Consider the following 1188-nt stretch of genomic DNA (forward strand, 5'->3'; position numbering starts at 1 on the left):
GGCCTGCGCGTCGTTGGCAGCGAGCACGGCGTCCGTGCCGGCGAGCCGCCTGATGGTCGCGACCAGCGGGAAACGGTCGGGGATGTCGAGGGTCTTGCGGTTGAGCGGCGACCAGCAGCCGTCGTCGATGATGCCGGTGACGGCGACGCCGACGGTGTCATACCGGCCCTTCCAGCCAGATATCGCATCGAACAAGGCCGTGAGCCATTGTACGGGATCGCCGGAGCGCGGCGTCGGCATCTTGTGCGTTACGAGCAATTCGTTGCCGCGCACAAGGGCTGCGAGCATCTTGGTGCCGCCGATGTCGAGCGCGAGAACGGTGTCGGCCATGGCGATCAGGCTCCGGCCTTCGCGATGGTTTCGTCGAGCGCGGCCTTGAACCAGGAGGTTACGTATTCCGGCCGGGTGATGGCTGAGCCGACGACGACCATGGAGGCGCCCGACGCCAGGGCCTGCTGCGCCTGGGCGGGGGTGCGGACGTTGCCCTCGGCGACAACATGGGGCGTGAGCTTGCGCATCGCCGTCATCAGCGCGAAGTCCGGCTCGGTCGGCTCGACCGGCCCGGTGTAGCCGGCAAGGGTTGAGCCGACGACATCGGCGCCTTCGGCCAGCGCCTGTTCGGCATCGGCAATGACGGAGCAATCGGCCATGGCGGCGCGTCCGTGGGAATGGATGCGCTCGATGATCGCCTTGGTCGAGGCGGGACGGACGCGCTGGGTGGCATCATAGGCGATGATGTCGGCGCCGGCCTTTGCCAACGCATCGACGTCTTCGAGCCAAGGGGTGATGCGCACGGGCGTGTCGTCGAGATCGCGTTTTACCAGGCCGATGATCGTCTTGTCGGTGGCGGCACGAACGGCGGCGACATATTCGGCGGATTCGATGCGCAGGGCACCAGCGCCGCCATCGATGGCCGCCAGCGCGAAGCCCACGACCATCTCCGCCTTGTCCATGGCGCCACCCTTCACCGGCTGGCAGGACACGATGAGACCGTTGTCGAGGGCTTTGAAGTCAAGCGGCACGCGGGCATCTCCTGTGATGCCTGGGACGGTAGCAGCATAAGACCAGATTGCAACAGGCTTTAAACTGGTATTATCGCATCAGCTCGATGACAAAATCGTAGACGTCGCCGCGATATTTGGTCTGGGTGAACTCGACGAGCTGGCCGTCGGCAAGGAAGCAGCGACG

At 65.4% G+C, this 1188-nt stretch carries 2 protein-coding genes and 1 pseudogene; all 3 read right to left on the reverse strand.

Going from position 1 to position 1188, the window contains the following annotated elements; translation table 11 throughout:
- A partial coding sequence (locus C8K44_RS27130; protein WP_245417658.1) for an ROK family protein occupies positions 1 to 330 on the reverse strand: 330 nt, incomplete at its 3' end.
- Between the two features lie 5 nt (positions 331 to 335).
- Positions 336 to 1022: a putative N-acetylmannosamine-6-phosphate 2-epimerase gene (locus C8K44_RS27135; protein WP_109578853.1), complete on the reverse strand. Its 687-nt coding sequence runs from the start codon at positions 1020 to 1022 to the stop codon at positions 336 to 338.
- Between the two features lie 70 nt (positions 1023 to 1092).
- Positions 1093 to 1188, reverse strand: a pseudogene (locus tag C8K44_RS28150) (GntR family transcriptional regulator); the annotation flags it as partial.

This window comes from Aminobacter sp. AP02, from assembly GCF_003148805.1.
Lineage (GTDB): Bacteria > Pseudomonadota > Alphaproteobacteria > Rhizobiales > Rhizobiaceae > Aminobacter.